The organism is Bifidobacterium sp. AGR2158, assembly GCF_000424225.1.
Taxonomy (GTDB): Bacteria; Actinomycetota; Actinomycetes; order Actinomycetales; family Bifidobacteriaceae; genus Bifidobacterium; species Bifidobacterium anseris.
Genome location: NZ_AUJM01000011.1, coordinates 402,516 through 425,180 on the forward strand (window position 1 = coordinate 402,516; position 22,665 = coordinate 425,180).

The 22,665-nt window shown below is 63.9% G+C and carries 17 protein-coding genes and 1 tRNA gene; 9 read left to right on the plus strand and 9 right to left on the minus strand.

Going from position 1 to position 22,665, the window contains the following annotated elements:
• Positions 1 to 142 precede the first annotated feature (142 nt).
• From G606_RS0102095 to G606_RS09550, 3 genes are read left to right on the plus strand one after another with little or no spacing between them, the layout of a single operon-like run.
• Positions 143 to 763 (plus strand): hypothetical protein, encoded by a 621-nt coding sequence (locus G606_RS0102095; RefSeq protein WP_026644601.1) that lies wholly within the window; start codon positions 143 to 145, stop codon positions 761 to 763.
• Positions 747 to 1,727, plus strand: a complete 981-nt coding sequence (locus G606_RS09545; RefSeq protein WP_051198342.1) for an McrB family protein — start codon at positions 747 to 749, stop codon at positions 1,725 to 1,727. The genes G606_RS0102095 and G606_RS09545 overlap by 17 nt, the downstream gene beginning before the upstream one ends.
• A 2-nt stretch (positions 1,728 to 1,729) precedes the next feature.
• Positions 1,730 to 3,388: an McrC family protein gene (locus G606_RS09550; RefSeq protein ID WP_051198343.1), complete on the plus strand. Its 1,659-nt coding sequence runs from the start codon at positions 1,730 to 1,732 to the stop codon at positions 3,386 to 3,388.
• 798 nt (positions 3,389 to 4,186) lie between these two features.
• On the opposite strand, the gene G606_RS0102110 is transcribed toward G606_RS09550, so the two are convergent.
• The 5 genes from G606_RS0102110 to lysS form a co-directional block, all read right to left on the minus strand.
• Positions 4,187 to 4,927: a phosphoglyceromutase gene (locus G606_RS0102110; protein ID WP_026644602.1), complete on the minus strand. Its 741-nt coding sequence runs from the start codon at positions 4,925 to 4,927 to the stop codon at positions 4,187 to 4,189.
• A gap of 98 nt (positions 4,928 to 5,025) precedes the next feature.
• The gene (gene menA / locus G606_RS0102115) at positions 5,026 to 6,087 is read right to left on the minus strand and encodes a 1,4-dihydroxy-2-naphthoate octaprenyltransferase (RefSeq protein ID WP_231371379.1); all 1,062 of its coding nucleotides are present in this window, start codon (positions 6,085 to 6,087) and stop codon (positions 5,026 to 5,028) included.
• Between the two features lie 191 nt (positions 6,088 to 6,278).
• Positions 6,279 to 7,154, minus strand: a complete 876-nt coding sequence (locus tag G606_RS0102120; RefSeq protein ID WP_026644604.1) for a hypothetical protein — start codon at positions 7,152 to 7,154, stop codon at positions 6,279 to 6,281.
• Positions 7,155 to 7,315: 161 nt separating this feature from the next.
• Positions 7,316 to 8,212, minus strand: coding sequence for a hypothetical protein (locus tag G606_RS0102125; RefSeq protein ID WP_026644605.1), 897 nt, complete (start codon positions 8,210 to 8,212; stop codon positions 7,316 to 7,318).
• 233 nt (positions 8,213 to 8,445) lie between these two features.
• Positions 8,446 to 10,047, minus strand: a complete 1,602-nt coding sequence (gene lysS / locus G606_RS0102130) for a lysine--tRNA ligase (RefSeq protein ID WP_051198419.1) — start codon at positions 10,045 to 10,047, stop codon at positions 8,446 to 8,448.
• A 300-nt stretch (positions 10,048 to 10,347) separates the two neighbouring features.
• Here lysS and G606_RS0102135 point away from each other — a divergent pair.
• A tRNA-Pro gene (locus G606_RS0102135) sits at positions 10,348 to 10,424 on the plus strand.
• A 389-nt stretch (positions 10,425 to 10,813) separates the two neighbouring features.
• On the opposite strand, the gene G606_RS09555 is transcribed toward G606_RS0102135, so the two are convergent.
• The 4 genes from G606_RS09555 to G606_RS09570 all read right to left on the minus strand — a co-directional run bounded on the left by G606_RS09555 (position 10,814) and on the right by G606_RS09570 (position 15,579).
• Complete coding sequence (locus G606_RS09555; RefSeq protein ID WP_081663881.1) at positions 10,814 to 11,713, minus strand: ABC transporter permease; 900 nt, start codon at positions 11,711 to 11,713, stop codon at positions 10,814 to 10,816.
• A gap of 4 nt (positions 11,714 to 11,717) precedes the next feature.
• Positions 11,718 to 12,479: an ABC transporter ATP-binding protein gene (locus G606_RS09560; RefSeq protein ID WP_231371389.1), complete on the minus strand. Its 762-nt coding sequence runs from the start codon at positions 12,477 to 12,479 to the stop codon at positions 11,718 to 11,720.
• 346 nt (positions 12,480 to 12,825) lie between these two features.
• A complete protein-coding gene (locus tag G606_RS10640) occupies positions 12,826 to 13,671 on the minus strand; it encodes a hypothetical protein (protein WP_051198347.1) in 846 nt (281 codons plus the stop codon).
• A gap of 18 nt (positions 13,672 to 13,689) precedes the next feature.
• Entirely contained in the window at positions 13,690 to 15,579 is a 1,890-nt protein-coding gene (locus G606_RS09570) for a PspC domain-containing protein (protein WP_051198350.1), read from the minus strand.
• Between the two features lie 209 nt (positions 15,580 to 15,788).
• On the opposite strand from G606_RS09570, the gene G606_RS0102160 reads away from it, so the two are divergent.
• The 5 genes from G606_RS0102160 (at position 15,789) to G606_RS0102180 (ending at position 22,575) form a co-directional block, all read left to right on the plus strand.
• Complete coding sequence (locus G606_RS0102160) at positions 15,789 to 17,120, plus strand: ATP-binding protein (RefSeq protein WP_051198421.1); 1,332 nt, start codon at positions 15,789 to 15,791, stop codon at positions 17,118 to 17,120.
• Entirely contained in the window at positions 17,117 to 17,809 is a 693-nt protein-coding gene (locus G606_RS0102165) for a LuxR C-terminal-related transcriptional regulator (RefSeq protein ID WP_026644608.1), read from the plus strand. Before G606_RS0102160 ends, G606_RS0102165 begins: the two co-directional genes overlap by 4 nt.
• Before the next feature lie 195 nt (positions 17,810 to 18,004).
• The gene (locus G606_RS0102170) at positions 18,005 to 20,140 is read left to right on the plus strand and encodes a DUF4037 domain-containing protein (RefSeq protein WP_026644609.1); all 2,136 of its coding nucleotides are present in this window, start codon (positions 18,005 to 18,007) and stop codon (positions 20,138 to 20,140) included.
• Between the two features lie 55 nt (positions 20,141 to 20,195).
• Positions 20,196 to 20,912, plus strand: coding sequence for a DUF4125 family protein (locus tag G606_RS09575; RefSeq protein ID WP_051198423.1), 717 nt, complete (start codon positions 20,196 to 20,198; stop codon positions 20,910 to 20,912).
• Positions 20,913 to 20,958: 46 nt separating this feature from the next.
• A complete protein-coding gene (locus tag G606_RS0102180; RefSeq protein WP_423734417.1) occupies positions 20,959 to 22,575 on the plus strand; it encodes an alpha/beta hydrolase family protein in 1,617 nt (538 codons plus the stop codon).
• Positions 22,576 to 22,665: the final 90 nt, after the last annotated feature.

The following is a 22,665-nucleotide window of genomic DNA, read 5'->3' on the forward strand; positions in this document are numbered from 1 at the left end:
ATCAGCAATGGGCGTTATCCTCGCGAATCGCAATATGACACGTCGTCTCGAACGCAACGGCCCCGATGACACGGCGCCACATGCAAAATTAGAAAATTGCACTAATATGTATGGTTAACCGACAACACAAAGGAGTAGGGAAATGACTACAGCTGAAGTTACAACCGGCATGGATACGCTCGAAGACCGCTATCGCAAGCTTCGCTTGGCACTTGTGGTGTTCAAGGAATATGCCCATCTGGAAGCACAAAGGAAGGCACACGGCGAGAGCCTCGCACCGCAGCAGAACTACTCCGACAGCCACGGCGAGCGTTTCGAAAACACCGCTTTCATCGAAGCCGTCAAGGAGAATTGCGGCATCGATCTTCAACTGGGGTGGGAGCAACTCACCCCTGACGTCACACTCAACATGCACTTCGTGGGGCAGTTCACCGCGATCAACACCACCCGAAGCACCTACATCAACGTCAATGCCACATGGATCAACATCCTTGCCAGTTTCAATGATGACAAGACGGAAGTCACCGGATTCCAGGCATGTGCCGCACCCAAAGAAGATGCCGACAACTATGCGGACTACGTCTCAACCATCAAGCTTTATCCCCTCAACGATAAAGATTACGCATCAATCAAGGATCTTGGAATCGACAAGGACGAACTGGATAATCCAGACACTATGCCTGCACTGCAAAACCTTTACCATCGCCTGATCGATATCTACAACTTTTTTCAAGCGGGAGAGCAGCATGACGGTCTCAATTAAAGAGAACATCGAGAAAGCTGACCTCAACCACACTAATCTCATCTTCCACGGAGCGCCCGGCACCGGCAAGACTTTTGGCGTGCTCAAGGCTGTCACGGAACTCATCGACGGCAAGGAATATGGTGCTGACTTCACTCAGGAAATGATGGTCGAACGACTACGAGCGGCACAATCAGATGATCGTTCTCGCTTCCGCTTCGTGCAGTTCCATCCGAGCTATGACTACACGGACTTCGTGGAAGGGCTTCGTCCAAATCCGAAAGGCAACGGCTTCTCTCTGCAGGCAGGAACCTTTATGGAGTTCTGTGCGAATGCACGCAATGATCAGAATAATCGTTACTACTTCATCATCGACGAAATCAACCGCGGCGATGTCTCGAACATCTTCGGCGAGCTGTTCTTCCTTCTGGATGGCGGATACCGGGAAGTTGGCATCGACACGCAGTACGCCAATATGCATCAAGTCGAGTTGGCGGATGGAGAGACCTTCGCCCAGCGCTATCTTGATGGTGGAAAGTTCACCATTCCGGAGAACGTAACGATTATCGGCACGATGAACGATATCGATCGAAGCGTCGACTCATTCGACTTCGCTATGCGCCGTCGCTTCAACTTCATCAACATCAGTGCTGAAAACAGCCGTGAGATGCGTGAGGATTTCGACATCACGACGAACAGCTACCAGAAAATGGCAAAGCTCATGGATGCCATCAACAAGGAGATTCGTGAGACCGATGGTCTCGGTGAATCCTATGAACTCGGTGCATCCTACTTCCAGGATCTCGCCAAAGCAGCTAACAATGACCCTGAAGAATATAACAAGGCAAAAGCCGAGACATGGGAAAACCGCGTTAAACCGCTGCTCACCGAGTACCTTCGCGGTTCGACCGATGATAACGCTCTTGGTAGATTCAGTGATATCTGGCACAAGTCCGGGATTTCTGAATCGGATGATCAGGAATAGGCATGATGACTCAGCCAAACGAGTGGGAACCCTGGATTTCCCATAGTGGTGATCTCTCCTATCTCGCTGCGGACAACTCTGTTCTGGATCTCTCTTCAAAAGAAGAGAGATCCAGAACAGATATCTCAAACGGGGTCATCTCCCTCGAGGAAGCATTCAGGCAGGGCCCAATCACATCTGCGGATGCGCAAGATGAACCTGTTGAATCCCCACAAGAGAGCACAGCGGCTCCGGGACTTACCCAATCGCAGATTGATTTCGTCCAGCACCAGCTCATCGACACCAAGGTGCGGGAGAACAGGCATTGGTTCTACTTCAGCGATGAGAAGCATAACGCCGATCTCAGAGACAAGTACGTTCTGGGTTACGGCCCGTGGGTCAACAGTCCGAAGCTGCATCTTTATACGCAGAACATCGCGGGACTAATCCGAAATAACGACGGCACCTTCCAGATGTCCATCTCCTCGCGTTTCTCACGTGATGAGAACGGCCGGCCGGTTCACATCGGCAAGGACTGGTTCTTCAACTACATGATGGAGCGCGTGCTGCACTTCAATCTGCTCAATCTCGATTTCGATGCGAATCCGAAATCGGCATGGACGATGCTGCTGCGACTCATGTTCCCGTCATTCCTCAAGAACGCCGTCTCGAAGGGCATCTTCCGCCAGTACGTCCGCCGATACTATAACGATCCAAGACCGCGCGGAAGAATCGATGTGGCACGTCATATCCGCAAGAACACGCCGTTTCTCGGATCGGTCGCTTATAGCACACGCGAATTCGACGCCGACAATCCGGTGACGGAGCTCATCCGGCACACCATCGAATTCCTTGATTCTCAGGATTCCGACACTCGCAGGATTCTGCATCAGGATCAGAAGACACGAAAGGCTGTGGAGCAGATCCGTCAGGCGACGCCGCATTATGAGTCGGACGAGCGGCGAAAAATCATCAGCGAGAACATACGCAAGCCGGTACTCCACCCGTTTTATCAGGATTACCGCACGCTGCAGCGACTGTGCATCGAAATCCTGACGAATCGCGGCGTTGAGTTCACGGAATCATCGAGCGAGTACACACCGAACGGCATTCTCTTCAACTGCTCGTGGATGTGGGAGTCCTACCTCAACGTGCTGCTGCACGATCATCTGCCGCAGATAATTGCAGTCGAGCACCCGGACAATGCAAGCAGCGAGCATGGGTACCACACTTATGTTGGAGAGGGCGGGAAGAAAACCATGTACCCGGATTTCCTTCTCGACTATCGCAATGGGACAGACAATATTGTTGTTGCGGATGCCAAGTACAAGATGAGCGACACACCGGAACGCGATGATCGACTGCAGCTGCTTGCCTATATGCTTCGCTTCGACGCCAATCTCGCCTTCCAGCTTAACCCGATCTCCGATTTGAAAGTGGCCGAAGCATACTCGGATAGGCAGCTGGATGTGCTTACCGGCTGTGATCTTCTACACGGCGGATCAGCGAAACGACCGGAGGATGCACCCAAGCGTGTCGCCGTGTATCGACTCAATGTCGGGCAGGCGGGGATCGAATCATACGATGACTACCGTGAGAGGATGCAGACTCGCGAGCAACAGTATGTTGAGGCGATGGTGAGGGAAATCGAGAGGGTCTCATCACCCGACAGCGCCCGATAGCATCTTGACCATCGTGTACATGGGCAGCGGAGTTGACTGCTCCGACGGCTCATGACCAGACGGTGGGAGCCGTCATACGCCGTCGGTCCCATCCGTATCATGGACGTTGCGGTATCCCTGCCCTTCATCTCGGAGACCGATTGATCCACTGCATGGGTCGAATCGTACCGGGAGAGGATGAAGGAATCCGGAGCCGCCCATGGCATGGGCGGCTCCGTACCCAAATCAGATGCCGAGCACACGGAATCATCCAGAACATGGACGAAACCGCGTTCGGAAAAGTCACAGCGATACGGCTTTATCCCTGATATGGGCGGAAACGTACCTATAGATAAGCGCATGCAACCTAGCCCGCCCAAGACACGGATGGAAGCGTGCTCGGAGAAGGTCCACGGATACACAATCACCCGAACTGCGGATGATTTCGTGCCTGAGGCAGGCATCAGGAATACCAAACTGCCCGGGACGCGGATGAGAAAGTACCCGGAGCGAGGGCAGCGATACGGCCCCATCCTTGGTACGGGCGGAAACGTGCCCGCGAACCCTCGTACGTCAACGAATCCACCCTGGATCCGGATGAGAACGGGCCCGTAGAGAAGGCACGCAGACGTATCCGCCCCAACCATGGATAACTCCGTACCCGAAATCTGCGCCGACGGAACCGAAGCCCTAGCCCAACGGGAATCAAAGGAAAACAAAGGAAACAGACAGTAAAAAGTCGCCCCGAAACGAAACGTATCGGGGCGACTCAATCGCCGAATCAGAGAATCAGCGGAAAGTCAGCGAGCAGTCAAAGACTCACTTCTGGCCCTGGGCCGCGACAGCGGCAGCACCGGCGGCAGCGGCCTCGGGATCGAGGTACTCGCCACCCTTCTTGATCGGCTTGAAGTTCTCATCGAGCTCATAGACGAGCGGGATCGCGGTCGGGATGTTGACCTTGGCGATCTCCTCTTCGGTCAGACCGTCGAGCATCTTGACAATCGCGCGCAGCGAGTTGCCGTGGGCGGCGATCAGGACGGTCTTGCCGCTCTTGAGCTCCGGGATGATCTCGGCATCCCAGTACGGCTCGACGCGGGCCACGACGTCGGCGAGGCACTCGGCTTCCGGAACCGGATCGCCGGCGTAGCGCGGATCGTTGTTCTGCGCGTACTTGTCGTTCGGATCGATCTCGGGCGGCGGGGTGCCGTAGGAGCGGCGCCACAGCATGAACTTCTCGTCGCCGTACTCCTCGCGGATCTCGGTCTTGTTCTTGCCCTGCAGCGCGCCGTAGTGGCGCTCGTTGAGACGCCAGTCACGCTTGACCGGAATCCACAGACGATCGGCCTCGTCGAGCGCGATGTTCGCCGTGTTGATTGCGCGGCGCAGCAGCGACGTGAAGACGATGTCCGGCAGGACACCCTTTTCCTTCATAAGCTCGCCGCCGTGCTTGGCTTCCTCGCGACCCTTTTCGGTCAGCGGGACGTCAACCCAGCCGGTGAACTGATTTGTCTTGTTCCATTCGCTCTGACCATGTCGGAGCAGTACCAGTTTGTATGTCATACGCTTCAGTCTAGCGTTGCGTGCTGCCAAATCGGCGCGTCGAACAGCCACACGTTTCACATGACGTTTCACGCACGCCGCGACGTTCGGATCATCAATCAGATCATCAATGCGAATCCGTTGAACGTCAGCGCCGTCGCGAGCGCGAGCAGCCCGAGCGAGCGCATCGCGCGCATATAGTTGCGCTTGGCGATGTCGAGCGCGGCGAACCATCCAGTGAGCAGCGCGCACACGGCGCCGAGGATGCCGAGGAACGCGGTGAGTACGGACAGATGCGCGAGCCGCTCCCCCTGTACGCTCGTCGCCGCCCACGCGACGGCCGCGCCGAGCGAGACGATCGCGATGAGCGCGATCGTGCACACGGTGCCCCAAGTGCGGCCCATGCGCACGGCCCACGTGCGCTTGCCGGCCGCGCGATCGGTGTCGATGTCGCGCAGATTGTTGACGCACAGCACGGCGACGGCGACGACGCCGATGGCGGCCGCGCCGACCCATGCGGCCGCGTCGAGTGCGCCGGCGATCGCGTAGGTCGTGCCGAGCGTGGCCACGAGTCCAAAGAAGACGAACACGGCGACCTCGCCGAATCCCATATATCCATAAGGACGACGGCCGCCGACGTAATACCAGCCGGCGGCAAGGCATAGCGCCCCGACGACGATGAGCCACCAGTATCCGGTGATGACGACGACGGCGAGCCCGCATGTACAGGCGAGCGCCGCGTTGACGACGGCCGCCGCGAGCACGTGCCGCGGGGGCACGCCGGATGCGACGAGGCGTGCGGGCGGCACCTCCATGCGGTCGGCCGGCGTGTCGAGATCGTCATCGAGCCGCGCGGCGATCGCACCGGCCGCGCGGTGCGCGTCGGTGCCGCGGATGCCGTCGGAGTAGTCGTTGACGAAATTCGCGGCGATCTGCAGCAGCATCGCGACGAGCAGACACAGCACGGCGACGGCGGCGATGCGCGCGGTGTCCGGCACGCACGACGCGCCGCCGGTGAGGACCGTGCATCGCGACGACGCGGCCGCGCGCTCGCGCACGATGCCGACGCCTGCGGCGGTGCCGATCCACACAGGGGCGACGCTCAGCGCGAGCGTGCGCACGCGCATGCCGCTGATGTACTGGTCGATGGTCACTGTGTCCTGCCTTTCCACATCCGCCATGAGTCGTCGGCGTTCCACACTACGCGCGTCGCGGCGTTTGGCAAACGTCGGCACGCCGATGAGCCACGAAGACCTCCACATTCCGTGGAGGTCTTCGTGGCTCATCGATATCGATATGACCGCCGCGGCGCAGCGGTCGTTCATCATCGATTCAGCTGTGCATATGCAGCATATTCAGCTGTGCAGCACGCTCAGGCGTTGGCGCCCGGCATCGTCGGCGGCATCGTCGGCGCGGACGGCGCCGTAGGGGCGGCCGGGGCCGTCGGGAACTGGCCGGTCGGCACTGCCGCAGCGGCGGGCGCGGCCGGAGCCTGCGGCTGGTTCGGCACACCGAACTGCCAGTTGCTGTTGTCGGTCGTGCCGACCGGCTGCGTCGGCGGGACACCGGACTGCCAGCCGTTGTTCACATAGGCGTTCGTCGGTGCCGGATAGGAGGTCGGGATCGGCGCGGTCGGGCGGGCGGTGCCGTTGGTCAGCTTTGTCTGCTGCGATTCGAGCCACATCGCGATGATCGTGCCGGCGAGCATGAAGATGACGGCGAAGAGCATCAGATAGAAGCCGATGTGGTAGTTCGCATAGCCATGCGTGTTGAACGAGCCCCAGGCGATCTGGTCGATGAAGAGCACGGTATAGACGATCGCGAGCGTCAGAGGAACGGCTTTGTTGTCGATGAACGCGAGTCCGGCGATCGTGACGGTGAGCACGAGGAACTGCCAGCCGAAGAAGACATAAGGCGAGCCCGAGGCGATGAGCGCCAGCGTCTCGCGTGAATACCCCTTCGAGGAGAAGAACGGCACGAACACGGCGATGACGCCGAGCAGCGCGCCGAAGAACGTGATGAAGTCGGCGTAGATGATGTGCAGCTTGCCGAGCTGGATGCGCGTGGCCAACGTGGCCTTGATGTCGGCGTTCTGCTGGCGCGGCGCGCTCTGCGGCGGCATGTACGGGGCGTTCTGCGCGTACTGCGGCTGCGGTGCGCCGAAGGGAGCCTGCGGCGCTGGACGCTGTGCCGCCGGCGCGCCCTGCGGGGGCATCGGTGCGCCCGGCTGCTGCTGATTCGGGTCCATGATTCCTCTTCTTCCTGTCGATTGACGATTACGATGTTCACTCTACATGCCGCGCCTCATTTTTCGCTGACCGCACCATCCCGCGGTCACCTCCCCCGCAACGAAAAACCGGCCCCGAAGGACCGGTTTCATATCATCGTCGTTTCATCGTCGTATCGATGTCACTGCTGCTGCGGCGACTGCGACGTCGGCGCCTGCGGATTCGGCACGTCGCCGTAGGCCGTCTGCTGTTCGACGACGACGTCATCGGCGCCGGTCGGCGAGGAGGGATCGGGCACCTGATAGACGTCGGTCTGCGACACTTCGGTGACTGAAGCCGCCGGCGGAACGGGCGCGGCATACGGCGGCAGCGACGCATCGGCCGCCGGCGCGGCCGGAGTCAGCACAGTCGACGCCGCAGCAGCCGGTGCCGCATACGACGGCGCGGGCGCCGCAGGGGCGACCGGCGCCTGCGGCGCAGCGGGAGCGGGCGGCGTGCCCATCGGATACGGCGCCACCGGCGCGGCCGGAGCGGCGCCCGGCGTCGACGCGGCCTGCGTCTTCTTGAGCTGCATCATGTTGTAGAACTCGATGCCCGTCGCGATGAGGATGACGAACACGGTGACGGCCCACAGCCAGTACCCCGCGCCGTAGCTCACCTTGACCTGCACGAGGTCGGAATACGACGACGCCTCGCCGGCGACATGCCCGGTGTTGACCGTCTCGAACAGCCACAGCAGGAAATTCAGCACGGCCACGACGAACGCCGCGAGCGCCTGACGGATGACGGCGAGCACGGCCACGGCGATAGCGAGGATGAGGACGATCCAACCGTCGCCCTGGATGAGGCTGACCGTCTGCGAGAAGAAGCCGCCGACCGAGACGGTCACGCACGGCAGGAACATCGCGATGATGGCGAGGACGGCGGCGACGACCGTCGTGACGGCGGCGACCGAAACGCCGAGATTGCCGACCTTGACCTTCGGATCGCTCAGTTCGCGCAGCGTACGCTGCATGTCGGGCGCAGGCTGCGGCGCCGACGGCATCGGCGGCACCTGCGACTGTTCGTTGAAACTCATGATCTTCCTCTTTCTCTTGTCTTTCTCTTGTCAAAAAGACGCATGCTCCCACCGGCGAACGCCGCCGGCACAAGTGCGACCACCGTATCAGGAAACGCGCGCGAGGCGCAAAACAGACATCGCCGATTCTGGACATCCCCGATTAGCCGCCCCCCGCATACGACGGCGCGTCTCACACGGCCGGTATGCGGATGCACCCGGACGCGCGAGACGCACCGAAGAGGAATCGAGGCTCAGCTGTTGAGCGGCTTGACGAGCGGGAACGTGATCGTTTCGCGGATCGTGGCTCCGGTGAGCGCGATGAGCAGACGGTCGATGCCCATGCCCATGCCGCCCGCCGGCGGCATGCCGACGCCGAGCGCCTCGAGGAAGTCCTCGTCGATGTCGCAGGCCTCCTCGTCGCCGGCGAGCGCGTCCTTGGCCTGCGCGACGAAGCGTTCGCGCTGCACGATCGGGTCGTTGAGCTCGGAGTATCCGGTCGCCAGTTCGAAGCCGCGCACGTAGAGGTCCCATTTCTCGACGACGCCCGGCTTGGAGCGGTGCGCCTTGACGAGCGGCGACGTCTCGACCGGGAAGTCGCGCACGAAGGTCGGTTCGTAGAGCTTGTCCTCGTAGAAGTGCTCCCACAGGTGTTCGACGAGCTTGCCGTGGTTCTCGACTTCGTCGCGTTCGACGCCAAGCTTGTCGGCGATCGCGCCGAGTTCGGCGACGCTCGTCTCCGGCGTGATCTCTTGGCCGAGTGCTTCGGAGAGCGAGTCGTACATGCTCATCTGCTTCCATTCGCCGCCGAAGTCGTATTCGGTGCCGTCGAGCAGCGTGACCTTCGTCGAGCCGAAGACGTCGATCGCGGTCTTCTGCACGAGCTCCTTGACGAGCTTGGCGATCGTGTCGTAGTTGCCGTAGGCCTCATATGCCTCGACCATCGTGAACTCCGGCGCGTGCGTCGCGTCGACGCCTTCGTTGCGGAAGTCGCGGTTGATCTCGAAGACGCGGTCAATGCCGCCGACGAGGCAGCGCTTGAGGAACAGTTCCGGCGCGATGCGCAGATAGAGGTCGAGGTCGAATGCGTTCATGTGCGTCGTGAACGGGCGCGCCGCCGCGCCGCCGTGGATCGTCTGGAGCATCGGCGTCTCGACTTCGAGGAAGTCGTGCTCCTCGAAGGTGTGGCGCAGCGAGGAGACGGCCTTCGAACGGTTGCGCACCATGTTGCGGATTTTCTCGTCGGCGATCATGCCGATGTACGGCTTGCGCGTGCGTGTGTCCTCGTTGAGCTCCTTGTGCAGCGTCGGCAGCGGCTGCAACGCCTTCGCGGCGATCGCCCATTCGTCGGCGAAGATCGACAGTTCGCCGGTCTTCGACGCGATGACGCGTCCCTTGACGAACAGATGGTCGCCGAGGTCGACGAGCTGCTTAAAGAGCTTGAGCGAATCGGCGCCGATCTGCTTCTTCGAAAGCATCGCCTGGATCGTCGTGCCGTCACCTGCCGCGAGCTGCACGAAGCACAAGCCGCCGGCGTTGCGGATGAACAGGACGCGGCCGGCGATGCCGACGATGTCGTCGGTCTCCTCGCCCGCCTCGAGCTTGCCGTCCCACTTGGCGCGCACCGCGTCGATCGTGCTCGTCACATCGAGCGAGACCGGATACGGGTTGAGGCCGTCCTTGAGCATCATCGCACGCTTGGCGACGCGCATCTGCACCTGTTCGGGGTGCGCGAGCGGCCCGAATTCCTTGTTCGACGGGTCGATGGCCTCGTCAAGCGTCGCGCCCTCGTCGATGCGGCGCGCGATCGCCTCATCCTGCTGGAGCAGCAGTTCGGCGCGTTCGACGGTGCTCATCGACGGCGCCGCGACCTCCTCGTCCTCGACGATGACGGTCTCGTCGGCCTGCGTCCCGGCAAGCGCTTCCTGTTCGTTATGCGTGTTCTGTTCGGTCATGTCCTCGTGTTCGTCCTTTTCGCGCGCATATGCGCACACATATGCGTCCTATGGATATGGGCTCGGTATAGCGCACCAGTGTAACCACCCGCCACTACACGCGTCGAGGCCTCTCCTCCTACTGCGCAACGGTCGCGACACGCCGAAGTTGCAATTCCTTCACAGATGCGTAAACTATCACCTGTTGCCGAAAAGCAACATCGGGCTGTGGCGCAGCTTGGTAGCGCGCTTCGTTCGGGACGAAGAGGCCGCGAGTTCAAATCTCGCCAGCCCGACCACTTCACAAGCCTCACCTTCGGGTGAGGCTTTTCGCGTATCTGCCCCAGTTCGCGGCTTCGTCCGGCCCCGCCGGCTCCGCCCCGCTCCCCTCCTCTGCGTCCCGTTCCATCACCCCCGTCCACGATTCGCCCCACAACCAGCCTGATTTCCGGGCCGACCCGTCGACCAGCTCGACAACTCGCCCCGAAGCGGGTCATCCCGTCGGCCGTGTCGACGAACCAACCCACAAACGGCCCACTTTCCGGGTCGACCCCTCGACCACGTCGACAAACCAACCCGGAGCGGGCCACTCCCTCGACCGTGTCGACAATCCGCCCCACAACCGGCCTAGTTTCCGGGTTGGTTCGTCGACTGCCCCGACGAACCGGCCCGCAGCGCAGACGCCGCCCTACCGCATCGAGGCGCGCTGCTCCTGCGCGGCGGCGCGCTGCGCGTCCTCGGGCTTTTCGTCGGGATGCACGTCCTTGCGCAGCTGCACGAAATCCTTGAAGCTGAGCTTCTTCGCCGGCTCCGGCACGAAGTAGCGGTCGTAGGAGATGAAGCAGCGCTTGTAGATCAGCGCGATGATGATCGAATCCGCGACGAGCGTCAGCGCCGCGACGGCCGCGAGGATGACGAACTGGTATTTCGCCGCGCTCACCGGGCTTTTGCCGGCGATGATCTGGCCGGACATCATGCCCGGAATCGTCACGATGCCGCTCGACGCGAGCATCGCGACCGATGGCAGCAGGCCGAGGCGGATCGACGAGATCATCGACGGTTTCGCCGCCTCCCATTTCGTGGCGCCGAGCGCGAGCATCGTGTTCACCTCCGCGTACCGTTCGCGCATCGATTCGAAGAAGCGGCTCAGGCCAAGCGCGAGCGCGCTGACGGTGTTGCCCAGCAGCATGCCGGTGAGTGGGATGATGAGCTGCGGCGCATACCACGGCTTAGGCCGCACGATGAGTTCCGCGACGATCGCGAGCATGAGCAGCATCGTCACGACGAGCGACAGCAGCACGATGCCGACAAGTCCCTTCGGCGCGCCCGTCGCGCGTCCCATCGTGATCTGCACGGCCGCGAGCAGCATGAGCGCGACGAGTCCGATGACGAGCCACACATTGTTCTGCCTGATCACGTATTCAAGGATGAAGCCCATCGCGAGCAGCTGCACGAGCGAACGCGCCGTCGCCCAGATCAGCGATTTGGCGACGCCCGTCTTCATCAGCGCCGAAATGCCGGCGGCGACGATCACCATGACGACGGCCGCGACAAGTCCCCATATATCAATGTCGAAATACGATTCCATCAGCTCACTCCCCGTTTCCATCCGTCGCGTTTCCGTCCGCCGAAGCGCCGTTGGCAGCAGAAGCCGTCCCGACGACATCCGCCCGCTGCGCTGCGGCGACCTGCGCGGCCGTCGGCAGCGGCACTTCACGCAGCACGCCGTCCTTGAGCACCATCATGCGCGTCGCGCGGCCGTCCGGCACGCGGTGCCGGATGCGTACGACGGCCGTGCCCTCCTGCGCTGCGAGCTTGAGCAGATCGGCGACTTTGTCCGCGTTCTCCTCGTCGAGTCCGGCGTCGACTTCGTCGGCGAGCAGCACGCGCGGTTTCGTCAGCAGCGTGCGCGCGAGGCTGACGCGCGCCGCCTGACCGCCGGACAGGTCGCGCGGCGGCCTATCGAGATCGATGTCCTGGCAGCCCATGCGGTCGAGCGTCGCACGGATATGCGCGTCGGAGAGCATGTCCTTCGGCTCGTTCGCGCGTTCGCTCTGCCTGATTTTGAACGTCCACGGCAGCCGGATCGCGTCGGCGACCGTTTCTCCGATGAGCGTCGACGTCTGCGGCAGATAGGCGACGTTGATGCGCCACTGCTGCGGCGTGAACGCGTCCGAATTCTTGCCGTCGAGCGCGAATGTGCCGCTCGTGTGCACGTTGAGCCGCGCGAAGGCGGTGAGCAGCGTCGATTTTCCCGATCCCGACGGCCCGGTCAGGTCGACGACCTCGCCGCCGTCGACGTGGAACGACAATCCCTGAAACACCGTGGTTTCGCCGCCGCCGTGCCTGGGCATGACCGCCGTCACGTCATGCGCCGTGAACAGATGCCCCGCCGCCGTTTGTGCACCTGTGGATGCGTGCGATGCATTTCCTGTCTCGCTCACGACCTCACCTTCCATCGTTCGTTCGCTGATTGTTGTCCGTCCGCTGATTATTGCCACTGTAGCGCGCAACGCCGCCCTCCGCTGTTTTCCGCGCATGGCGCGGTGACGGCGAGGGGCGGCGTTGGTGTGAGTCCGCCGCGGCGATGGGTAATGGGTAACTGGAAAAGCGAAGTGCCGCGGCGCCGTGTGTCGAGCGATGGGTCCCGATAGTCTCCTTTCGTCGGATGGTTTCGTGAGGGTTACGGATATGGTCGGCTCAGCGGTCGGTGCGGCGTTCGTCACGACGACGGCCGCGCACATGGGCGATGAGGCCCCAGACGATCGCGACGACGCTGAGCAGCACGCCGAGCCCCATGAGCGTCCAGTTGACGATGCCACGCCAGTCGATGTAGTCGAGCAGACCGCTGTTCATCGTCGCCCCGACGAGGATCGTCAGCGCACCGAAGATCGTGACGACGACGCCGAACGCGATTGTGCCGGCGCTCGCGCCGCTCGGACGCACGATCTTGGGTTCCTCGGCCGGCTGCGGCGCGCTGTACATCGGCACTGCGGACGGTGGCGTCGGCTCCGACGGTGGCGTCGCGGCAGCCGTCGTATCAGCGGCGCTTGTCGTTGCCTCAGCGGCGTCCTCGTCGACGACGGTCACGTCCAGCGTTTCCGTACCGAAGGTCGTCGTATCAAGAACCGTATCGTCAAGCGTCGCTGTATCGAGCGTCGCAGTATCGTCGTCCGTCGCAGTGATCGCGGGCGCAGCATCCGACGACCACGACCATCCGGCCGACCGCACGGTCGTCAGCGGCTGCGTCTTGTCGTCGGCGTCCTGCTGCGGCATGACGCACGTCGGTGCAAGATCGTCGCCGCCCGTCTGTTCGATGACGACGGTCGTCGCGTCGTCAATCCTCGACTGCGCTGGCATTTCGCGCGTATCGCCGTCGTCGGGCGTCGGCGCGGCGGCCGCGTCGACGTCGAAGTCGGCGAAGCGTTCGCTCAGCGGCATGTCCATCTCCGTCGTGACGTCCTCCGTCGTGACATCGCCCGCCGCGTCCTGCTGTGCGATGACCTCGGTGTCGTCATCATGCGTATTGTGGTCTGTGTTGTTCATGATCCGTTTCCTGTCCGCTCACCGCTGCGAGGCGTAGCGTACAGTGACGCCGCCCGAGATGAGCACGTTCGGTTCGATGATGAGTTCGGCTTCCTTCGGCGCCTTGTCCGCGCTCGCCGCGCACGGCCAGTAGCGGTCGGATTCGATGAGTTCTTTCATCTGCCCGTTCGCGTCCGCGGCGAGGTCGACCTTGCCGTCCTGCACGCTGACGCCGGTGCACAGGTCGGCCATCTTGCGTGATGTGAAGTACATGTCGTCGGTGTCGACCCAGGTCGTCGTGTCATCGCCGTCGCTCTCGTCGATGTCCTCATCCCTGTCGTCGGGATCGCCGACTTCGACCTCGATGCCGGGCATCCTCACATGGGTGTAGCCGACGATGTCGTCGTTGTCCCAGCCGACGATGTCGAACCGTCCGAGGGCGCTGCCGTTCGAGGAGAACGTGTACGGGCCGCCGACCGCATCGGTCGGGTATGCGCCCAGGATCTTCCACGAACATCCGTCGGGGATCGTCACGACGACGCGCGCGTTCGTCACCGTCATCGGGATGCGGCCCGTCGGGCACGTGCTCGTCCCGGGACGCCCATTGTTGAGCCATACCGTGTGCTTCTTCGTATTGGACAGGTTGACGCTCAGCTGGTTGTAGCGGTAGCTGTTGCCGGTGACGGCGATGCCGCGTTCGAGCTTCTTCCAATCGTCGGCCGACGACGTCAGCTCGACATTGCCGGCGGCGAGGCTGATTGGCGTGTAGTCGTGGTCGATGCTGTTCCTGTAGACGTTGACGGCGGTCCACGCGCCGCCGACCGCCATCGCGCACACGGCGAGGAACATCGCGGTCCAGGCGAAGGGATGCAGGCCGCCGGTGCGCCGTCCGGCGCATCCGAGCACGATGATGACGACGCCGAGCACGGCGCAGACGGCGCCCACATAGAGCACGCCCGGCTGCATCGCGCTGGCGAGCGACATGGTGTTGACGGCGAAGGAGCACACGGCCATCGAGATGATGATCAGCCCGAGCACAAGCAGGACGAGCATCGGGCCGGCCGGCTTGCGACGCATGGTCTTCACCGGCGCCGGTCGCGACGGCGGCGCGACATAGGTCGGCGGCACGGCGGACTGCGGTGCGGGGGCCGGCGGCACCGGCGTAGGCGGCACAGTGGACTGCTGCGCGGTCGCATAGTTCGGCGCAATGGGCTGCGGCATGGCGGGCGCGGCCTTGGTCGCGTCGGTCATGTCCACCGGCGCGCCGCCGCTCATATACATGTCGGGGCGAAAGGGACGGTCGTCCTGCCGCGCGGCGGCACCGGCGGCCGGCGCAGGCTGCTGCGGAGGCATCGCGCCACCGTACGGCATGTTCGCAGGCGGCATGTTCGCAGGCGGATTGCCCGGTCGGACGCCGTCATTCACGGCGAAGCGCCTGCGCCCGTTGTCTACGAGCAGGAAGAACGCGAGCGCGGCGAACAGGAAGGCACCGAAGTTGATGCTCCACGATCCCCACCACAGGAAGCCGAATCCGCTGAACCCGCCGATGAGGATGCACAGGATGACGCCGACGAAGGACCAGTCCCAGTGGCCGTCGATCGCCTCTTCGAGCAGGATCCGGTGGTCGAGCTCGTCCGGCAGCAGCAGCCAACAGATGCCGTAGAGCACGGCGCCGAAGCCGCCGAGGAAGAAGGCTACGACCATGAGGACGCGCACGAGCGTCACGTTCCAGCCGAGTTCACGGGCGATCGCGCCGCACACGCCGGCGATGACGCGGTTGTTCGTGCGTTCGACGCGGCTTTCGCGAATCCAGCGGAAGAAGCTCGATTCCGGCTTCTGCGCGGTCGGCTGGGCTTGGGCAGTGTATTGCTGTGGACCCTGCTGACCGGGCTGCCCCTGCGGCCGCGGGTCGTTCTGTGTGTTGCTCATGTCTCCATTACAGCAGTTCGAAGGCGCGCAAAGCCTCCGGGGACACCCTGAATCATCCCTGATTCTTGACGTCGGGGCTCGGTTTTCTCCCTGAACGGCGGCACAATGGAGGCATGCACGACAGCTTTTCGACATGGACAGGTACAGGCGGCGCCTCCGCGGCGCGTGCGGCGGCCGACCGTCCGCTGTATCCGGCGCGGCTGCCGCTGATGCGGCCGCGCAAGGGGCGTTGGATCGCCGGCGTCGCGCGCGGCGTCAGCATGCATCTGGGCGTGCCCGTCGTATGGGTGCGTCTCGCCTTTGTCGTCTTGTGTGCGTTGTACGGCGTGGGACTTGGCGCCTATGTGGCGCTGTGGCTGCTCATTCCGGCAGGCGACCCCGAAGCCGAGGCGCGGCGCATCGCGGCGGTCGCGCATGCCGCTGACGCGCCGCTCGCGAAAGGCAACGCGCGCCCGGGAGCCGCGGACGCGCGCGCCGGAATCGACGATGCAGGAGACTACGACGCGACCGACTACACGGGCCTGAATTCGGCGGCGCCGACGATCAGCGGCGAAAGCCTCAAGCAGCTGTTCGACGAGGCGTCGAAGCCGGCGCTGTTCGCGTCGCTCGGCGTGCTGCTCATCGCATGCACGATCGTCATCAACATGGCGGCGTCGCGCGCTGGCACCATCCTGCCGGCCGCGCTCGCCGTCATCGGTCTCGGCATCGCCTGGATGCGCTACAATGCGCCGCGCGGGCAGGTCATGACGACGGCGATCGGCGTCGCGCTCGAATTCGTCGCCTATGTCGTCTTTCTTGTACAGCCGCTGTTCGCGCATCGCGAGGTCACGCTCGCGCGCAGCCTCGTCAGCGGCCTGCTGCTTGTGTTCGCCGTCATCGGCACGCTCACGCCGTGGATCATGGCGCTGATGCGCGGGTTCACGAACGAGCGCGCGCTCAAGGAACGCGAGGAGGAGCGCGCCGACATGACGGCGCATCTGCACGACGGCGTCCTGCAGACGCTCGCGCTGATCCAGCTGCACGCGGCCGAGCCGCAGACGGTGTTCACGCTCGCGCGTTCGCAGGAACGTGAGCTGCGCAGCTGGCTGTATCAGGAACGCACCACCTCGGATCGGTCGGTCAAGGCGGGGCTCACGCAGATCGCCGCGCAGATCGAGGACAGCCACGGCAAGCCGATCGACGTCGTCACCGTCGGCGACGCACGGCCGAGCGCGCAGACGGACGCGCTGCTCGACGCCGCCGCGCAGGCGATGGTCAACGCGGTGACGCACGGCGGCGAGCCCGTCTCCGTGTACTGCGAGGCGTCGGACACGCTTGTGGAGGTGTTCGTGCGCGACCACGGCGACGGCTTTAGGATGGAGGACGTGCCGCCCGAACGGCTCGGCATCCGCGAGTCGATCATCGGGCGCATCAGACGGCGCGGTGGCAGCATGGAGATCGTCTCGAGGCTCGGATGGGGCACCGAGGTGCGCATGCACATGCCGATCGCCGCGCACAACGACGCTCGCGCGGCGCAGGACGACGCAAAGGAGACAGCATGAGCGAACAGGACGGGACACGGCGCGAGCCGGTGCGCATCGCCGTCGTCGACGACCATGAGATGTTCAGGGCGGGCGTCATCGCGACGCTCGCGCCGATCTTCGACGTCGTCGGGCAGGCGGCGGACGTCGAATCGTCGGTGATGATGATCGCCGACACGAAGCCGAACGTCGTGCTGCTCGACGTGCATGTGCCGGGCGGCGAGGGCGGAGGCGGCGCCGAGATCCTGACGAAATCGCGGCCACTGTCGCCCGATTCGGCGTTCCTCGCGCTGTCGGTCTCCGATTCGGCGCAGGACGTCGGCGCCGTCATCCGCGCCGGCGCGCGCGGCTATGTGACGAAGACCATCACCGGCAACGAGCTCGTCCATTCGATCGAGCAGGTCGCCGACGGCTACGCGGTCTTCTCCCCCAAGCTCGCCGGCTTCGTGCTCTCGGCGTTCCAGGGCGCGCCGCCGGCTGCCGACGACATGGCACGGCCGGTGCACGACAGCGAACTCGACCGGCTGTCGACGCGCGAGCAGGAGGTCATGCGCCTCATCGCACGCGGATACACGTATAAAGAGGTCGCCGCCGAACTGTTCATCTCAGTGAAGACGGTCGAGACGCATGTCAGTTCGGTGCTGCGCAAACTGCAGCTGTCGAACCGCAACGAACTGACGTTGTGGGCGGCCGATCGGCATATTGTGTGATTCGTTGACTGATTCATCGTCTGATTCGTCAGATTGATTGACGTTGATTGATGCACGCGGCGCACGATTCGAACATTTGTTCGCACAAGGCGATCAGAGCGACGGCGTGTGGCGCCGCCGATGCCCTACGATGGTGCTCAGCGAGACGGCGGCGCGGCGGCCCGCGCCCGGAGACACAGGCGAAAGGCGGACGCGATGGCGCATGACGAGGACGATCTGCTGGCGAAACTGACGCGCTTCAGCGAGGACGTTGCGCCGCCCACGACAGCGGACGACGACAACGCGACGGACGACAACGACGCTGCGGACGGCGGATTCGACGTCGACGCGTTCCTGCACGGTCTCGACGCCATCTTCGCGCGGCACGAGGCGGCCACGAAGGCCGAACCCTATCTGCTCGACGCGATGGAGCAGGCCGAGAACGCCGGTGACCTGCCCGGCCTGCTCACCGTGCTCAACGAGACGATGGGCTTCTACCGTTCGCAATCGCGCCACAAGGACAACCAGTGGATCATCCAGCGGGCGATCGAGCTCGCGCTGCGCCTCGGGCTCGAAGGCACCGAGGCGTGGGCGACGACGCTCATCAATGCGGCCACATCGCAGCGCGCCGCCGGCAACTACGAGCAGGCCGAGGACCTCTACCATCAGGCGCTCGACTGCGCGAGGCGCGTCTATGACGCCGACGACCGGCGGCTCGCGGCACTGCACAACAACCTGTCGATGCTCTACGGCGAAACAAATCGCCCCGCCGAAGCTGTCTGCGAACTGCGCGAGGCGCTCGCGATCCTCGAACACGGCAGCCCCAATCCGATGACCGACGTGGACATCGCCTCCACCTGCGCGAACCTCGTGCTCGCACTGCTCACGCAGGCCGCGGCAAACAATGAAGCAGCAGACGACAACAACAACGACAGTGTCGCGACGCTCGACGAGACCGCCGCATACGCACGACGGGCATTGGAGATCTACCGGGCCGCCGGGGCCGAAGGCAGCGCACACTATGCGTCGGCGCTCGCGGCGGCCGCGCAGGTGGCGTTCACACGCGGCGATCCGGCGAGCGCCGTCGACCAGTACGAGCGCGCGCTCGCGATCATCCGTACCTGCTACGGCGAGCACACCGATTACTATCGCGTCACCGAAGCCAATCTCAGCAAGGCGCGCGAAGCGCTGCGCGCCGCCGGAGGCATGATGGACGCGCATGCCGACAGCCCGCAGGAAGTCGACGCTGCGAATGCCAACAACAGTGCAGACGGCGGCACTACGAACGCCGAGACTATGCCCAACGGTTCTGCAACCGCCGCCGCGACGGCTTCTCCACGCCGCAGCGGCCTGCAGCTCGCCCGCGACTTCTGGCTCGTCTGCGGCAAGCCGATGCTCGAGGAACGCTATCCCGATTATGTCGGCCGCATCGCCGCCGGTCTGGTCGGTCCGGGTTCGGAATGCTTCGGCTTCGACGACGCGACCTCCGAGGACCATGACTTCGGCGCGCGGTTCTGCCTGTGGCTCACCGACGACGACTATGCGCGGATCGGCGAGCAGCTACAGCGCGACTACGAGGCGCTCCCCCGCGAATTCGACGGCGTCACACGTTCCACGACGACGCCAAGGGCGTCCGGCGACGACCGACGCGACGGCGTGTTCACGATCGGCGGTTTCTTCACGTCGATCACCGGATACGCGAGCGCGCCGGGCGCTGACAAGCCGCATCTGTGGATGACGCTCGATGAGGCCACGTTGGCGAACGCGACGAACGGGCGCGTCTTCGCCGATCCGCTCGGCGCGTTCTCGAAAGCGCGCCAATCGTTCAAGCTCATGCCTCAGGACGTGTGGCTCGCGTGGATCTCGCGCAGGCTCGGCATGATCGCACAAGCCGGCCAATACAATGTGCCGCGCATGCTCAAGCGTGGCGACGGCGCGGCCGCGTGGCTGTGCATCGACGAATTCACGATGGCCGTCTCCTCGCTCGTGTTCCTGCTCAACAAGCCGGTGACGGTCGGCTATGCGCCGTACTACAAGTGGCGGTTCGCCGCGCTGCGCGCGCTCAGCCGGCGCGCCGGCATGCGGCTGACCGAGGTGTGCGACGAACTCGAGACGCTGCTGCGTCGCTCGTCGGCCGCCTGCTTCGCCGGCGCCGGATTCGGCGAAGGCGGCGCCGGCGCCGCGCCGCACATCAAAGAGGTCGAGCGCATCATCGAGACGATCTGCGCGCAGATCGTCGACGAGCTGCGTCGGCAGGGACTGACCGATGCGGACGCCGACTTCCTCGAATGGCAGCGCCCCTATGTTGAGGCTCATATCCACGACCCCTCGCCATGCCTGCACAGCCTGTGATGGCGGAACCTGTGACAGCGGAACGAGCCACGACGGTGGAGGAAACGGAGTCATGATGACACGAGAACAAGATGCAGCACAGAATGGCAACGCAGCGCAGGACGGCGAGCGGGAGGCGCTCGTCGAGGAAATCGTGCGCCACGAATGGGACATGTTCCAACGCACGACGAACGAGGGCGGCCGCGCCGCCTGTCAGGGCAACTGGCCGATGTTCGCGCTGATGCGCACGAGCCAGTTCATGCCGTGGCCGGTCGCGCTCATCAGGTCGTATCTGCAGGACCTCAGGGACGCCGAGCGCGAAGGCCGCAACCTCGTCGAGGAGAAATACGCGCGCATGATGGCGTCGACGGAGCCCGAACGCTTCCGGCGCGACATCGCCCCGCATATCCCCGCATTGGACGGCGCACGGGTCGCCCGGCAGGAGCGGATCGTGGCACGGCAGCTCGACTGGGCACGCGATTTCGTCGCGCACTTCCCGCACATCGGCGCGAACATGCGCGTGCTGTCAAGCGATCAGGACACGCTTGAGCGCACGTCGTACGAGACGTATCTGCGCGGCGAACTGGGCACCTACTCGCCGCGCACACTCGCGCTGTACGAGGATTTCGTCGCACGAACGCAGGCGCATGGCGGCAACCTCACGCAGCAGACGGTGGCGTGGACGATGCGGATGGCGGGCGCCACTTCGCTCGAAGAGGCGGAGCGGACGCAGACGGAACAAGCACAGCACGAACGGACACAGCACGATGAGGCGTCATCCGGCGCGTTTTGAGCTTTGCGCCGAAGAATCGGCAACCCTGGCGATACAGTGAGGAACCGTGCAGCATTTCTGGAAGCAATTCGCATGGACGCTCGTCGTGTCGACGGTCACGCTCGCGTTGTTCCTCGGCGTGAGCGCGTTGATGATGCCGTCCTGGCGCATCGAACCGCTCAGCGCGCATCTGACCGTGTCGACGAGCGACACCGCGATCGCCGCACGCGGCATCACGACACCCCAGGAAGGCACCTACAAGGTCAAGGAGACGAAGATCCGGCTCCCGATCAGCGGCGGGAAGACCGTCAACGCGATCGTGCGCGAACCGGTCGGCGCGCCGCAGGGACGCCCTGCCTGCTCCTTCGTGCACGGCGCCGGCACCGGCAAGGCCTCCGAGGTCTACGCGGACATCGCGAACGCGATGGCGTCGGCCGGCATCACGACGCTCGTGCAGGACAAACGACTCGACAACTACACGCCGCTGTCGCGCGACTACATGTCGAACGCCGAGGATTACCTCGCCGGCCTCGATGCGCTGCGCGACTGGCCGGGCGTGGACCGCACGAAGGCCGGCATCTACGCGGAATCGGAGGGCACTTGGATCGCGACGCTGATGGCGGACAGGGACAAGGACATCGCGTTCGCGATCCTGACGTCGGCGCCGGTGTTCTCGCCGCGCCAGCAGATGGCGATGGCGGCGACGCAGTATCTCAACATCGTCGGCGCGCCGAGCGGCGTCATCAACATCATCCCCAAGCTCATCAGCCTCGACTTCGCACCCTTCGGCCTCGCCTACGCCGACTTCGACGCGGCCGCCTACCGGCACAACCTGACAATGCCGCTGCTCGTCAACTACGGCACGCGCGACCCGTCGATGCCCTGTGAGCAGGGCGCGCAGAAGCTCATCCACGAAGCCCATGACGTCGGCAACGAAAACGTGACGGTGCGCTACTATCCGACGAACCACCAGATGCGCACCGGCTCGTCGCTGTCGCTGCCGGGACTGCAACTGGAGCCGCACTACACGCACAATCTCGAGGACTGGGTGAACGCGGTCGCCGCCGGCGCGACGGACTCTGACTGGACGACGCCGCCGATCGCCGGCGCGCAACCCTTCCAGGAGTTCGCCGTTCCTGCCAACGTCAAGCCGGGCTGCGTTCATTCGTTGCTCGAGGTGCTCATCGTCGACGCGCTCGTCATCCTGCTGTGGCTCATCGTCGTCATCGGCTGCTGCGTCGCGTTCGCACGCAGACGACATTGCGACGCCGAATCGCCGGGACGCAAGGGACGCACGCTCGTGCACCGGTACACGGCACAGTCGAAGGCGCTTATCATCGGCAACATCATCCTCACGCCGGCACTCACCTGCGGTTTCCTCGCCTACTTCGCGTTCGTCGCACGCGCCACGCTCAGACTCGAGGACCATGCGGCGGCGCTCGAAGCCGGATGGACGGCGCTGCGCATCGGCTCGCTCATCGCGATCGTGATGCTGTGCTGGCTGTGGGTGCGCCTCTACTTCTTCTACGGTCCCGGCGAGCTCGATCCGCACGGCGTCGACGGGGACGCCCCGCGCAAGGAGTACCGTATGGCGCGCGGCCACAGCTGGATCATCGGAATGCTCTCCGCCTGCGTGCTGCTGGCGCTGCTGCTCGGCGACTTCTTCGGCCTGATCGGCTCGTAGCATTCACAGACACGGCGACGGCCGGGCCGCCCTCGACGTCGCTGCGTCGTGGTGCGGCCCGGCCGTCGCTGTGTCGATTCGATGGATGCG